A 457-nucleotide genomic window follows, 5' to 3' on the forward strand; every position below is an offset into this window, starting at 1 on the left:
GAAGAGCGGGAGATTCTTGAACTCGCATTCAAGATTTCCTGCTTCACAGATTTTTGACTAGGCAAAGCCCCCGTCAGATCATCTCCACAAGCATTTTTGGATACGCTATGCCCTAGCGCATTTTCGATTCCTCTATCCCTGATAACTTCTGCTGCTGCTATATCTCTATGGGTTTTGTATCCACTTAATACCTGTTGCAAGACTTGAGCATTCACCGATTTTAACCACGGGTTGGTTTTCTTGACTTCTGTTAATTGTTTGGCTTGGTTGTTGTAATTTGGGAACGGTTTATCCGCCGGAATAATATATTCCTTGTCTAGAGAACAAGCGTTAACAGGACACTTCCTAGAGTTAATCCAATCTTTACGCTCTCTCAGAGCGTAATTCCAGACAGCACGACACACTCTCAAGGTATTCTCAATCACCTCGATTTGCTTTTCGTTTGGGACTAATTTAT

General features: G+C 42.2%; 1 protein-coding gene. It reads right to left on the bottom strand.

Annotation, left to right across the window (positions count from 1 at the left end; all coding sequences use genetic code 11):
* A partial coding sequence (locus tag JUI58_RS00295) for a helix-turn-helix domain-containing protein (protein WP_204101761.1) occupies positions 1 to 457 on the bottom strand: 457 nt, incomplete at both ends.

Origin of the sequence: Spirulina sp. CCY15215, assembly GCF_016888125.1 — a bacterium.
Taxonomy (GTDB): Bacteria; Cyanobacteriota; Cyanobacteriia; order Cyanobacteriales; family Spirulinaceae; genus CCY15215.